Origin of the sequence: Pseudomonas libanensis (genome assembly GCF_001439685.1) — a bacterium.
Lineage (GTDB): Bacteria > Pseudomonadota > Gammaproteobacteria > Pseudomonadales > Pseudomonadaceae > Aquipseudomonas > Aquipseudomonas libanensis.
The window spans coordinates 58,547-69,927 of the sequence record NZ_JYLH01000003.1 but is presented as its reverse complement, the minus strand read 5'-3'; the positions used below and the strand labels follow the sequence as shown (position 1 = coordinate 69,927).

Below are 11,381 nucleotides of genomic sequence, written 5' to 3'. Positions count from 1 at the left end.
GGAGTTAGCTTAAGGCACAACCGCTAACTCCCATCTGAGGTGCGCAATGGCTCTCGACACATGGCTGGCCTTCTTCCTGGCCAGTTGGATCATTTCCCTTTCCCCCGGCGCCGGTGCCATCGCCTCGATGTCCAGCGGCCTGCAATACGGTTTCGTGCGTGGCTACTGGAACGCCATCGGCTTGCAGATTGGCCTGGCGATGCAAATTGCCGTGGTGGCGGGCGGCTTGGGCGCCATTCTTGCGGCGTCGTCTACCGCGTTCTATGCGATCAAATGGTTTGGCGTGGCCTACCTGGTGTACCTGGCCATCAAGCAATGGCGCGCCTTGCCCATGGACATGACCGATGACGCCGCCGTGCGCCCGATCGGCAAGCCGATGGCGATGATGTTCCGGGGTTTCCTGGTCAACGCCAGCAACCCCAAGGCCCTGGTGTTCATGCTGGCGGTGCTGCCGCAGTTCGTGAACCCGCAGGCGCCGTTGCTGATTCAATACCTGATCCTCGGTGCGACCATGATCAGCGTCGATATGATCGTGATGGCGGGGTACACGGGGTTGGCCTCTAAAGTTCTGCGTCTGTTGCGCACGCCCAAGCAACAGAAGCGTGTGAACCGCACCTTCGCCGGTTTGTTTGTCGGTGCCGCCGGTTTCCTCGCAAGCTTGCACCGCGCCACGGCGTAACTGAACAAGCCGGATCAAAATGTGGGAGGGGGCTTGCCCCCGATAGCAAGGTGACAGTCAGCTAATTTCTTGCTGAACCACCGCTATCGGCGGCAAGCCCCCTCCCACATTGGTTTTGTGGCGATATGAAATAACACCTTGAGTCCAAGCCCTTTAAGCTCAACAATAGTGTTACTTCGTATTTCCACTTGAGATCCATTCATGACTGCCCCTTTCCGCTTTCTCGCCTGGCTGCTGTTGCCGGCGATGATGTCGTGCAGCTTCAATCTCTTGGCCGCAACCGCCGAGGGCGCGCCACAAGCCCTGCATTTGCTGGACTACATTGGCGCCGACTACCCACCGACGGTAGAAGCGGGCAAGGTGGTGGACGACTCGGAATACCGCGAGCAGGTAGAGTTTCTCGGGGTATTGCAGGGCTTGGTAGCCGATTTGCCGGATAAGCCCGAGCGCGCCGAGCTGGTAACCGGCGTTGATGAACTGCTGGCGGCGGTCACCGCCCGCCAGGACGGCGCAGGCGTGGCCCGTCAGGCCCGTCAGTTGGGCGCCAAGCTGGCGGTGGCCTATGAAGTCAGCCAGGCCCCGGCCATCACGCCCGACCCAACACGCGGCGCGCCGCTGTACGCTCAGCATTGTTCGGTCTGCCACGGCACGGCCGGTGCCGGTGATGGCCCGGCGGGCGTGGGCCTCACGCCGCCACCCGCGAACCTGCGCGATGCTGCACGCCTGGATCGCCTGAGCCTGTATGCGATCTACAACACCCTCGGCCTGGGTGTCGAAGGCACCGATATGCCGTCGTTCGCTGATCAACTGGACGACCGCCAGCGCTGGGACCTGGCCACCTACATCGCTGGCTTCACCGCCGACCCGGCTGCCGCCAAAAGCGCGCAGGCGTTCAACTTGGCCGACCTGGCGCGCCAGACACCTAATGAAGTGCTCGCCGCCAATGGGCCGGGCGCCGCCGCGGCTTTCCGCGCCCAGCGTGCGCAGCCGCCGCAGGTCCAGCGTGGCCCCGCGCAGTTGCTCGACTACACCGCCACCACCTTGGACAAGAGCCTCGCCGCCTTCCGCAACGGTGATCACGAGCAGGCCTACGACCTGTCGGTCGCCGCTTACCTCGAAGGTTTCGAGCTGGTGGAAAGCTCCCTGGATAACGTCGATGCCAATGTGCGCAAAGACACCGAGAAGGCCCTGATGGCCTATCGGCAATCGTTGCAGGACGGCTTGCCTATCGAGCAGGTGCAGCAACGCCTGGACGCGGCCAAGGGCAAGCTTACCGAGTCCGCCGACCTGCTGGGCGGCGATGGCTTGAGCTGGTCGCTGAGCTACATTTCCGGCCTGTTGATCCTGCTGCGCGAAGGCCTGGAAGCGATCCTGGTGCTGGCGGCGATCCTGGCCTTCCTGCGCAATACCGGCCAGCAATCGGCGGTGCGTAGCGTCAACGTCGGCTGGGGCCTGGCGCTGTTGGCCGGCTTGGCCACCTGGGCCTTGGCGGCGTATGTAGTTGACGTCAGCGGTGCCCAGCGCGAACTGCTCGAAGGCTGCACGGCGTTGTTTGCCAGCGTGATGGTGTTGTGGCTCGGCGTATGGATGCACGATCGGCGTCACGCGGCGGCCTGGCAGGACTACATCAAGAGCAGCCTGGTGGGCGGAGGTGGGCGTTTCGGTTTTGCGGTGCTGGCGTTCTTCTCGGTGTATCGCGAGCTGTTCGAGGTGATCCTGTTCTACGAAACCCTGTGGCTGCAAGCCGGCCCAGCCGGGCATAACGCGGTATTGGCGGGTGGCGCCACGGCGCTGGTGCTGCTGGTGGGCCTGGCCTGGGTGATCCTGCGCGGTTCGGCGAAGCTGCCGCTGGCCTTGTTCTTCGGCATCAACGCCGCGTTGCTGTGCGCGCTGTCTGTGGTATTCGCCGGCCACGGTGTCAAGGCGTTGCAGGAAGCCGGCATTTTCGGCACGCGGCCGGTGGCGTTCTTTGAGTTCGACTGGCTGGGCATCCACGCCGATGCGTACTCGTTGAGTGCGCAAGCCGTGGCTATCCTGGCGATTGTGGTGCTGTATGGCCGTAGCCGGCTGACCGAGAAGCGCCGGGCGGCGGCGTAGCATGCGAGTATGGATCGACGCCGACGCCTGCCCACGGGCGGCCAAGGACCAAGTGGTGAAGTTTGCCCTCAAGCGCCAGTTCGAGGTGGTGCTGGTGGCCGGGCAGAGCCAGATCAAGCCGAGCTTCGCCTGTGTGAAGCTTATCGTGGTCCCCAGCGGCCCGGATGCGGCCGATGACTACTTGGTTGAGCATGCTGTGCCCGGTGAACTGGTGATCTGCAGCGATGTGCCCTTGGCCGACCGGCTGGTGAAAAAGGGCGTCACGGCCCTTGACCCGCGGGGCAAGGAGTTCAGCCCGGCGAACATGAGTGAACGCCTGGCGGTGCGTAACCTGTTCACCGACCTGCGCGAGCAGGGCCAGATGGGCGGCGGGCCACCGCCCCACGGGGAAAAGGACAAGCAAGCGTTTGCCAATGCCTTGGATCGCCTCCTTACCCGTCTTATGCGCACGGGTTAGTCATTTTCGTGGGTCAGCTCCAACACACGATCCACCAGCTTGTTGATGCCTGACGCGACCTCGCTGATGTTTTTGCCGAGCATATAAGCCGGCGTACTCACCAGCTTGCGCGCCTTGTCCTCGACGATGTCCTCCACCGCGCATTCATGATGCGTGGCGCCCATCTTGTCCAAGGCTGCCGCTGTGTCGGCATCGTTGCCGATGGTGCAGGTCACGCCAGGGCCGTAGATCTTCGCGGCCAGGGCCGGCGAGATGCAGATCAAGCCCACTGGCTTGCCTGCTTCGGCAAACGCTTCAGCCAGCTCCAGCACCTGCGGGTTGACGCTGCAGCCAGCGCCTTCCACGGCAAAGTTCGACAAGTTCTTCGCCGCGCCAAACCCGCCCGGAACGATCAAGGCGTCGAAGTCTTCGGCGTTGGCTTCGCGAATGTCCTTCACTGCACCGCGGGCGATGCGCGCCGACTCCACGAGTACATTGCGTGTTTCGGGCATTTCCTCACCGGTGAGGTGATTGATCACGTGCAACTGGGCAATATTCGGCGCAAAACATTCAACTTGAGCGCCGCGCTGGTCCAGGCGCAGCAGGGTGATCACGCTTTCATGGATTTCTGCACCGTCGTACACGCCACAGCCGGAAAGGATCACTGCAATCTTTTTGCTCATGGGCATTTCTCCTGATTCATGGCGTTAAATGTCTACTAATTTGTAACCTGTTGCCAATGGGATCTCACGTCGCTGCACCTAATCTTGATGTAACAAAAATAGACCGGACTAGCCCATGGACTTCGTGCCTTACGCGGTACCGTTTTTCATCGTCCTGATTGTGGTTGAACTGCTGGCCGACCGTTGGCGCGGCGCACGCAACTATCGAGTGGCGGATGCCATCAACAGCCTCAGCACCGGCGTGCTGTCCACCACCACCGGGTTGTTGACCAAGGGTGTGGGCCTGCTGACCTACGCATTCGCCCTCAAGCACCTGGCGCTGTTGGAGTGGTCGACCCAGAGTGCCTGGACCTGGGTGTTCGCCTTCGTGTTCTATGACGTGTGCTACTACTGGCTGCATCGCATGGGTCATGAGCGCAATATCCTCTGGGCCGCGCATTCGGTGCATCACCAGAGCGAGGACTACAACCTCACCACTGCCTTGCGTCAGACCAGCACCGGTTTCCTGCTGAGCTGGATCTTCTACCTGCCCCTGGCCGTGGCCGGTGTGCCGCTGGTGGTGTTTATCAGCGTGGCGTCGCTCAACCTTCTGTATCAGTTTTGGGTCCACACCCGTCACGTTCCCAAGCTTGGCTGGTTTGAGTGGTTCTTCGTCACACCGTCCAATCATCGGGCCCACCATGCACAGAACGCTCTCTACATGGATCGCAACTACGGCGGGGTGTTCATTATTTGGGACCGACTGTTCGGCACGTTCCAGGAGGAAGACGACAACGATCCGGTCATTTTCGGTGTGACCACGCCCTTGGCCAGTTGGAATCCGTTGTGGGCCAACCTGCAGTTCTACGCGCAGTTATGGAGTGACGCCCGGCGTACTGAAAGCTGGTGGGACAAGTTACGTATCTGGTTCATGCGCACCGGCTGGCGCCCGGCGGACGTCAAAGCCAAGTACCCGATGCCCAAGCCGGATCTGAGCCAGTTCCGCAAATTCGAGGTGCAGTTGGATGCGCGACAGCAGGTGTATATCGCCTTGCAGTTTGCGGCGTACGTGGGGTTTGGCAGCTATCTGATGAATTTCGGCGAGGCGATGCCCTCGGCGGCGCTGGTCCTGGGCTGGGGAGCCATGGCGCTGGGCCTGTTTACCTTGGGGGTGGCGTTGGAGAATCGCCCGTGGGCATTGAAGGCCGAGCTGGCGCGGTTGGTGCTGAACGCGCCGTTGGTATGGCTGGCACCGTTGGTCGGTCTGTGGCCCGCCAGCAACCTGGCCTGGCTGGCGCTGGCGAGCTACAGCCTGTTCAGCGTGATCGGCCTCTATTGTTGCAGAAGCCGGCTTACTCGACTGGTGTCTTAGGTGTTTCCACCGGGGCTGGCTCGGCAGCCAGCCGGGCCTTGGCCTCGGCACACGCCTCGCGGGCGATACGGGCATTCTTGAAGCGGCGGCGCAGCCACAGGACAAGGCCCAGCACCAGCAAGGCCCCCAACACCCACAGTTCGTATTTCTTGACGCTGCCGAGCATGCCCTCCAGCACCGCGCCAAAGTGGTAGGCCGCAGCCCCCAGCGCAGCGGCCCAGATCGCCGCGCCGATCCCGTTGAGGATCAGATAGCGCAACGGCGGGTAGCCGGACAGGCCAATCGCCACGGGCATCACCGTGCGCAGCCCGTAGACAAAGCGGAAACTCAATACCCAGATATCCGGGTGCTTGCGGATATGTTCCAGCGCCTTGTCGCCCATCAATTGCCAGCGCGGCTTGCGTGCCAGCAGCTTGCGGCCATGCTTGCGCCCCATGTAGTACCAGAGCTGGTCGCCGGCGTAGCTGCCAAAGAAGGCAACGACCACCACGAGGTTGATATCCATGTAGCCACGGAACGCCAGGAAGCCTGCGAGCACGAGGATGGTCTCGCCTTCGAAGAACGTGCCGAGGAAGAGGGCAAAGTAACCGAAGTCATGCAGAAATTGTTGAAGCATGGTCTGGGGTGCTGGCGAAATGAACGCGCAGCCTACGCCTTCACGAAGATTCATGAAAGTATCGAGATGTGTCACGAAGTGAACAATTCCTACATAAATGACGAATGCGGCTACAGGTCGCATCGATAAGCACAACTGTCATTCCTTCGTCATAATGGCCGCTTATAACTGCAACGCTCGCCCGTAAACGCGGGCTCAGGAGTCTGTCGTGAGCTTTACCCCTGCCAATCGCCTGTTCCCCGCTACCCGTCTGCGTCGCAATCGCCGTGATGATTTTTCTCGTCGCCTGGTACGTGAAAATGTACTGACGACGAATGATCTGATCCTGCCGGTTTTTGTGCTCGACGGTGAAAATCGTCGGGAAGCGGTAGCATCGATGCCGGGTGTGGAGCGTTTGACCATTGATCAGTTGCTGATCGAGGCGGCCAATTGGGTCGAGCTGGGGATCCCGGCACTGGCACTGTTCCCGGTGACGCCGTCGGAACTCAAGTCCCTGGACGCCGCCGAAGCCTGGAACCCGCAAGGGATCGCCCAGCGTGCCACCCGCGCCCTGCGTGAGCATTTCCCGCAGTTGGGCGTGATCACCGACGTGGCCCTGGACCCGTTCACCACCCACGGCCAGGATGGCATTCTTGACGAAGACGGTTACGTTCAGAACGACATTACCGTCGATGCGCTGGTCAGACAGGCGTTGTCCCATGCCGCAGCGGGCGCTCAGGTGGTTGCGCCGTCGGACATGATGGACGGGCGCATCCAGGCAATTCGTGAAGCGCTTGAACTGGCCGGCCATGTCAATGTGCGGATCATGGCTTACTCGGCCAAGTACGCCAGCGCCTACTACGGCCCGTTCCGCGATGCGGTGGGCTCGGCCCTGAACCTGGGCAAGGCTAACAAGGCCTCGTACCAGATGGACCCGGCCAACAGCCATGAAGCCCTGCACGAAGTCGCGGCGGACCTGGCCGAAGGTGCCGATATGGTGATGGTCAAGCCCGGGATGCCTTATCTGGACATCCTTTATCGGGTCAAAGAGGAATTCAAGGTGCCGACCTTTGTCTACCAGGTCAGCGGTGAATACGCCATGCATATGGCCGCAATCCAGAATGGTTGGTTGAGTGAAGGGGTGATCCTCGAATCCCTGACTGCCTTTAAACGTGCCGGCGCCGATGGCATCCTGACCTACTTCGCCGCCCGCGCCGCCCAATTGCTTAGAGAGCAACAATAGCCCTCACAGGAACACTCGATGAATACCGAAGGACTCTCAGAAGTGGCTGTAAAAGACGCTCACCCGGTGGTTGAACAAGTCACCGAGACCCCGCCGGAACTGGAGCCGGCCGCGCCTGCGGTGGTCGCTGAAGCGACTGCGCCTGCGCCTGCACCGGCGCCGGTGGCCGTGGTCACCAACCTGGATGACAGCAGCCTGTACATCCATCGCGAGCTGTCACAGCTGCAATTCAACATCCGCGTGCTGGAGCAGGCGCTGGATGAGTCCTACCCCTTGCTGGAGCGGCTGAAATTCCTGCTGATCTTCTCCAGCAACCTGGACGAGTTCTTCGAGATCCGTGTCGCCGGGCTCAAGAAGCAGATTACCTTCGCCCGCGAACAAGCCGGTGCCGACGGCCTGCAACCGCACCAGGCCCTGGCTCGCATCAGCGAGCTGGTGCACGGCCATGTGGATCGCCAATACGCAATCCTCAACGACATCCTGCTGCCGGAGTTGGAAAAGCATCAGGTCCGCTTCATTCGTCGTCGCCACTGGACCACCAAGATCAAGACCTGGGTGCGCCGCTACTTCCGTGACGAGATTTCCCCGATCATCACCCCCATTGGCCTCGATCCGACGCACCCGTTCCCGTTGCTGGTGAACAAGAGTCTCAACTTTATCGTTGAGCTGGAAGGTATCGACGCCTTTGGTCGCGACTCCGGCCTGGCAATTATCCCGGCACCGCGCCTGTTGCCACGGATCATCAAGGTACCCGAGGAGGTAGGCGGCGCTGGCGACAATTATGTATTCCTGTCGTCGATGATCCATGCCCATGCCGACGACCTGTTCCAGGGCATGAAGGTCAAGGGCTGCTATCAGTTCCGCCTGACCCGTAACGCCGACCTGGCGCTGGACTCCGAAGATGTCGAAGACTTGGCCCGTGCCCTGCGCGGCGAGCTGTTCTCGCGGCGCTACGGCGACGCTGTACGCCTGGAAGTCGCCGATACCTGCCCGAAACATCTGTCGGATTACCTGCTCAAGCAGTTCAACCTGGCCGAGTCCGAGCTGTACCAGGTCAACGGCCCGGTGAACCTGACGCGCCTGTTCAGCATCACCGGCCTGGACAGCCACCCCGAGCTGCAATACAAGCCGTTCACCCCGCAGATCCCGAAACTGCTGCAAAACAGCGAGAACATCTTCAGCGTGATAAGCAAGCAGGACATCCTGCTGCTGCACCCATTCGAATCCTTCACCCCGGTGGTCGATTTGCTGCGCCAGGCCGCCAAAGACCCGCATGTCCTGGCCGTGCGCCAGACCCTGTACCGCAGCGGCGCCAACTCGGAAATCGTCGATGCGCTGGTGGATGCTGCGCGTAACGGCAAGGAAGTCACCGCAGTGATCGAGCTGCGTGCGCGCTTTGACGAAGAGTCCAACCTGCAACTGGCCAGCCGACTGCAAGCGGCCGGGGCGGTGGTGATCTACGGCGTGGTCGGCTTCAAGACCCACGCCAAGATGATGCTGATCCTGCGTCGTGAAGCCGGTGAGATTGTGCGCTACGCCCACTTGGGTACCGGCAACTACCATGCCGGCAACGCCAAGCTCTACACCGACTACAGCCTGCTGACTTCCGACGACGCGCTGTGCGAAGACGTTGGCAAGTTGTTCAGCCAGTTGATCGGTATGGGCAAGACCTTGCGCATGAAGAAGCTGCTGCATGCACCGTTCACCCTCAAGAAGGGCATGCTCGACATGATTGCCCGCGAGACCCAGTTCGCCCTCGACGGCAAGCCGGCGCACATCATTGCCAAGTTCAACTCGCTGACCGATCCGAAGATCATCCGCGCGCTGTACAAGGCCAGCCAGTCCGGCGTGCGCATCGACCTGGTGGTGCGGGGCATGTGCTGCCTGCGCCCGGGCATTGTCGGCGTGTCGCATAACATCCACGTGCGCTCGATCATCGGTCGCTTCCTGGAGCACACGCGAGTGTTCTACTTCCTCAACGGCGGCGAAGAGCAGATGTTCCTCTCCAGTGCCGACTGGATGGAGCGCAACCTCGACAAGCGGGTGGAGACCTGCTTCCCGGTGGAAGGCAAGAAGCTGATCATGCGCGTCAAGAAGGAACTGGAAAGCTACCTCACCGACAACACCCACAGCTGGAGCCTGCAGTCGGACGGTCGCTACGTGCGTAACACGCCGACCGGCAACCAGAACCCGCGCAGCGCGCAGGCGACATTGTTGGAGAAGTTGGGTAGCCCGATTCTTGCGGTGAACTAAACCACTGCGCGGTCTAAAAATGTGGGAGGGGGCTTGCCCCCGATGGCGGTAGGTCAGTCACGAATAATTTGACTGAGCCACCGCTATCGGGGGCAAGCCCCCTCCCACATTTATCTATCGGTGTGCTTTTTATCGCAGGTTAAGACTGAACCCCACCCGGGTCAGCCATTCCGCTTCCTGAGCGAAGTCCGCCTGGGTCAACTGGTGTTCATCCAGCCAGCCCTTGGGGAACACCACGTCAAGGCTGTCGCCATCGGCATGCAGTTTCACCTGGGGCATTTCCTGGGTACCGCGGATGTGATGGAACAGGATCGCAAAGCGCAGCAACGCGCATAGGCGAATCAGCTTGATGCCGTCTTTGCCGAACTCGGCAAACTTGTCCTTGGGAATATTGCGACGATGGCCGCGCACCAGCAGCGCGAGCATCTGCTGGTCTTCCCGGGAGAAGCCGGCCAGGTCCGAATGCTCGATCAGGTAGGCGCCATGCTTGTGGTAGTGGTAGTGGGCGATGTCCAGGCCCACTTCATGCACCTTGGCGGCCCAGCCGAGCAGCTCACGCCAGACACCGTCTTCAAGGTCCCAATCCTCGGCGACCTGGTCGAAGGCGTGCAAGGCTTTGCGCTCCACACGCGCAGCTTGTTCCAGGTCGACGTGGTAACGCTCCATCAGCGAGCTGAGGGTGCGCTCACGCACGTCTTCGTGGTGATGACGGCCCAGCAGGTCGTAGAGCACGCCTTCGCGCAGGGCGCCGTCACAATGGTCCATGCGTTGCAGTTCGAGGGCGTCGAAGATGGCCTCGAGAATCGCCAGGCCCGCAGGGAAAATGGCGCGACGGTCGGGCTTGATGCCGTCGAAGTCGATTTTTTCCGCATCCCCTAGCTTGAACAGTTTGCGCTTGAGCCACGCCAAACCTTCGGCGTTTACCTCGCCAGTGCCATGGCCGCCGGCTTTCAAGGCCAGGCCGATAGCGCGGATGGTGCCGGACGAGCCGATGGCTTCATCCCAGGTCAGGCGGTGCAGGGCGTGTTCGATACTCATGATCTCCAGCCGTGCCGCCGTGTAGGCCTGGGCATAGCGCGCCGGTGTGATCTTGCCGTCCTTGAAATACCGTTGGGTAAAACTCACGCAGCCCATCTGCAGGCTTTCACGCAGCAGTGGTTCGAAACGCTGGCCGATAATGAACTCGGTGCTGCCGCCGCCGATGTCCGCCACCAGGCGTTTGCCGGGAGTATCGGCCAGGGTATGGGATACGCCGAGGTAGATCAGGCGGGCTTCTTCACGGCCCGAGATGACTTCCACCGGATGCCCGAGGATGTCCTCGGCACGATGGATGAACTCGTTGCGGTTGCGAGCTTCGCGCAAGGCGTTGGTGCCGACGATGCGCACGGCGCCAGGGGGCATGCCGTTGATCAGTTGCGCAAAGCGCTTGAGGCAATCGAGCCCGCGCTGCATGGATTCTTCATTGAGCTTGCGCTCGTCGTCGATCCCGGCGGCCAGTTGCACTTTCTCGCCGAGCCGCTCGAGGATGCGGATCTCGCCGTTCTGGGCCTTGGCCACGACCATGTGAAAGCTGTTGGAGCCCAGGTCGATGGCGGCGATCAAGGACAGGTTCTTGGCTTGGGATTGCGGCATGGTTTGGGGATCTCGGTCGATAACCTCGCCATCGTGCCACGATCGACCGCTGACGCCAACGCGTTGTGCTTCGGTAATTTTATGAATGCTGTCTGTAAGGGTCTTTCATTATAAATGTAGGAGAAATTTGTATGTGGCCGTTGAAGAGGTGCTTCGGAGGTGTAGAAGTATTTAATAATATGAGGTTGCCAAGGTACCTATGACTTTGCTTACAGTAGTTGGGGTTGTTTTTTGTCCGATATCTTGCTTGGGACTACTCTGTAAATGGATAAAGGTTGTTGCTTGATTTAACCCGATACCACAATAATTGTCGTGTTGTCTGATTCATTTGATAAGTGCCAAGGCGCCAGACTGTCAGTCGGCAATTCTGCCTGGGTGTTATTTATTTATAGTTTTGTATTACGGAAGATAA

The 11,381-nt window shown here is 60.7% G+C and carries 9 protein-coding genes; 6 read left to right on the top strand and 3 right to left on the bottom strand.

What is annotated here, in order from left to right:
- Positions 1–46 precede the first annotated feature (46 nt).
- From TU73_RS05660 to TU73_RS05650, 3 genes are all read left to right on the top strand, one after another.
- The gene (locus TU73_RS05660) at positions 47–679 is read left to right on the top strand and encodes a LysE family transporter (RefSeq protein WP_057011385.1); all 633 of its coding nucleotides are present in this window, start codon (positions 47–49) and stop codon (positions 677–679) included.
- A gap of 201 nt (positions 680–880) precedes the next feature.
- Positions 881–2,776 carry an FTR1 family protein gene (locus tag TU73_RS05655; protein WP_057011384.1) on the top strand — a complete coding sequence of 632 codons (1,896 nt, stop codon included), beginning with the start codon at positions 881–883 and terminating at the stop codon, positions 2,774–2,776.
- 1 nt (position 2,777) lies between these two features.
- Positions 2,778–3,233 carry a YaiI/YqxD family protein gene (locus tag TU73_RS05650; RefSeq protein ID WP_057011383.1) on the top strand — a complete coding sequence of 152 codons (456 nt, stop codon included), beginning with the start codon at positions 2,778–2,780 and terminating at the stop codon, positions 3,231–3,233.
- Here TU73_RS05650 and elbB read toward each other — a convergent pair.
- Positions 3,230–3,895: an isoprenoid biosynthesis glyoxalase ElbB gene (elbB, locus tag TU73_RS05645; protein ID WP_057011382.1), complete on the bottom strand. Its 666-nt coding sequence runs from the start codon at positions 3,893–3,895 to the stop codon at positions 3,230–3,232. The genes TU73_RS05650 and elbB overlap by 4 nt on opposite strands.
- Before the next feature lie 115 nt (positions 3,896–4,010).
- On the opposite strand from elbB, the gene TU73_RS05640 reads away from it, so the two are divergent.
- Complete coding sequence (locus TU73_RS05640) at positions 4,011–5,246, top strand: sterol desaturase family protein (protein WP_057011381.1); 1,236 nt, start codon at positions 4,011–4,013, stop codon at positions 5,244–5,246.
- Here TU73_RS05640 and TU73_RS05635 read toward each other — a convergent pair.
- Positions 5,227–5,862 (bottom strand): DedA family protein, encoded by a 636-nt coding sequence (locus TU73_RS05635; protein WP_056847041.1) that lies wholly within the window; start codon positions 5,860–5,862, stop codon positions 5,227–5,229. The genes TU73_RS05640 and TU73_RS05635 overlap by 20 nt on opposite strands.
- A 208-nt stretch (positions 5,863–6,070) precedes the next feature.
- Between TU73_RS05635 and hemB the strand changes: the two genes are divergently transcribed.
- Together hemB and ppk1 are read left to right on the top strand one after the other, a co-directional pair.
- On the top strand, positions 6,071–7,084 hold the full coding sequence (hemB, locus tag TU73_RS05630; RefSeq protein ID WP_057011380.1) for a porphobilinogen synthase: 1,014 nt from the start codon (positions 6,071–6,073) through the stop codon (positions 7,082–7,084).
- Between the two features lie 18 nt (positions 7,085–7,102).
- Positions 7,103–9,337, top strand: coding sequence for a polyphosphate kinase 1 (ppk1, locus tag TU73_RS05625; protein WP_057011379.1), 2,235 nt, complete (start codon positions 7,103–7,105; stop codon positions 9,335–9,337).
- 129 nt (positions 9,338–9,466) lie between these two features.
- On the opposite strand, the gene ppx is transcribed toward ppk1, so the two are convergent.
- Complete coding sequence (gene ppx / locus TU73_RS05620; RefSeq protein ID WP_057011378.1) at positions 9,467–10,969, bottom strand: exopolyphosphatase; 1,503 nt, start codon at positions 10,967–10,969, stop codon at positions 9,467–9,469.
- Positions 10,970–11,381 lie beyond the last annotated feature (412 nt).

Coding starts and splice junctions, on each gene's coding strand:
- TU73_RS05660 (WP_057011385.1), top strand. CDS start 47: ATGGCTCTCGACACATGGCTGGCCTTCTTCCTGGCCAGTTGGATCATT.
- TU73_RS05655 (WP_057011384.1), top strand. CDS start 881: ATGACTGCCCCTTTCCGCTTTCTCGCCTGGCTGCTGTTGCCGGCGATG.
- TU73_RS05650 (WP_057011383.1), top strand. CDS start 2,778: ATGCGAGTATGGATCGACGCCGACGCCTGCCCACGGGCGGCCAAGGAC.
- elbB (WP_057011382.1), bottom strand. CDS start 3,895: ATGAGCAAAAAGATTGCAGTGATCCTTTCCGGCTGTGGCGTGTACGAC.
- TU73_RS05640 (WP_057011381.1), top strand. CDS start 4,011: ATGGACTTCGTGCCTTACGCGGTACCGTTTTTCATCGTCCTGATTGTG.
- TU73_RS05635 (WP_056847041.1), bottom strand. CDS start 5,862: ATGCTTCAACAATTTCTGCATGACTTCGGTTACTTTGCCCTCTTCCTC.
- ppk1 (WP_057011379.1), top strand. CDS start 7,103: ATGAATACCGAAGGACTCTCAGAAGTGGCTGTAAAAGACGCTCACCCG.
- ppx (WP_057011378.1), bottom strand. CDS start 10,969: ATGCCGCAATCCCAAGCCAAGAACCTGTCCTTGATCGCCGCCATCGAC.